The 1,335-nt window shown below is 57.2% G+C and carries 1 rRNA gene (only partly in view); it reads right to left on the bottom strand.

Features of this window, described 5'->3' with window-relative positions:
- A 23S ribosomal RNA gene (locus ACIBJF_RS52200) occupies positions 1 to 1,274 on the bottom strand; it reaches 1,920 nt to the left of the window's first position.
- Positions 1,275 to 1,335: the final 61 nt, after the last annotated feature.

Genomic DNA, 1,335 nt, shown 5'->3' with positions numbered 1-1,335 from the left:
TATGTCAATGACACGACTTCGGCGGTACGCTTGAGCCCCGCTACATTGTCGGCGCGGAATCACTAGACCAGTGAGCTATTACGCACTCTTTCAAGGGTGGCTGCTTCTAAGCCAACCTCCTGGTTGTCTGTGCGACTCCACATCCTTTCCCACTTAGCGTACGCTTAGGGGCCTTAGTCGATGCTCTGGGCTGTTTCCCTCTCGACCATGGAGCTTATCCCCCACAGTCTCACTGCCGCGCTCTCACTTACCGGCATTCGGAGTTTGGCTAAGGTCAGTAACCCGGTAGGGCCCATCGCCTATCCAGTGCTCTACCTCCGGCAAGAAACACACGACGCTGCACCTAAATGCATTTCGGGGAGAACCAGCTATCACGGAGTTTGATTGGCCTTTCACCCCTAACCACAGGTCATCCCCCAGGTTTTCAACCCTGGTGGGTTCGGTCCTCCACGAAGTCTTACCTCCGCTTCAACCTGCCCATGGCTAGATCACTCCGCTTCGGGTCTTGAGCATGCTACTGAAACGCCCTCTTCGGACTCGCTTTCGCTACGGCTTCCCCACCCGGGTTAACCTCGCAACACACCGCAAACTCGCAGGCTCATTCTTCAAAAGGCACGCAGTCACGAGATACAGCAAGCTGCATCCGACGCTCCCACGGCTTGTAGGCACACGGTTTCAGGTACTATTTCACTCCCCTCCCGGGGTACTTTTCACCATTCCCTCACGGTACTATCCGCTATCGGTCACCAGGGAATATTTAGGCTTAGCGGGTGGTCCCGCCAGATTCACACGGGATTTCTCGGGCCCCGTGCTACTTGGGTGTCTCTCCAACGAGCCGCTGACGTTTCGACTACGGGGGTCTTACCCTCTACGCCGGACCTTTCGCATGTCCTTCGCCTACATCAACGGTTTCTGACTCGTCCTGTTGCCGGCAGACAACAGAAGAGAGATCCCACAACCCCGCATGCGCAACCCCTGCCGGGTCTCACACGCATACGGTTTGGCCTCATCCGGTTTCGCTCGCCACTACTCCCGGAATCACGGTTGTTTTCTCTTCCTGCGGGTACTGAGATGTTTCACTTCCCCGCGTTCCCTCCACATGCCCTATGTGTTCAGGCATGGGTGACAGCCCATGACGACTGCCGGGTTTCCCCATTCGGAAACCCCCGGATCAAAGCCTGGTTGACGACTCCCCGGGGACTATCGCGGCCTCCCACGTCCTTCATCGGTTCCTGGTGCCAAGGCATCCACCGTGCGCCCTTAAAAACTTGGCCACAGATGCTCGCGTCCACTGTGCAGTTCTCAAACAACGACCAGCCACCCATCACCCCGAAC

The sequence above is a fragment of the Streptomyces sp. NPDC050743 genome (assembly GCF_044456925.1).
Lineage (GTDB): Bacteria > Actinomycetota > Actinomycetes > Streptomycetales > Streptomycetaceae > Streptomyces.
Note: the sequence above shows the minus strand (reverse complement) of the source record. Positions and strands in the feature narration are given on the sequence as shown.